The following is a 220-nucleotide window of genomic DNA, read 5'->3' on the forward strand; positions in this document are numbered from 1 at the left end:
TTGTTTGCCAGTGCCATGTCGTCAGATATTGAAGAGATTCGCACACGGGAAATCTTCAATTACGCGCTCTACGACCAGCCTGAAGTGGTCCGGGATGTGATTGGTTTTGGTACCTCCATGGATGAGACACCGCCCATGCTGCTGGATTTCTCGCTGCGGCTGGTTTGGGAGGGCATGGTCCGTGTGGTTGCCGAGGGTCTTGGCCAGACGGTCGATGAAG

The 220-nt window shown here is 55.0% G+C and carries 1 protein-coding gene; it reads left to right on the top strand.

Features of this window, described 5'->3' with window-relative positions:
* Positions 1 to 220: hypothetical protein (locus A3709_RS24110; RefSeq protein WP_197484305.1), on the top strand; the 220-nt coding region annotated here is incomplete at both ends.

The organism is Halioglobus sp. HI00S01 (genome assembly GCF_001635445.1).
Taxonomy (GTDB): domain Bacteria; phylum Pseudomonadota; class Gammaproteobacteria; order Pseudomonadales; family Halieaceae; genus Halioglobus; species Halioglobus japonicus.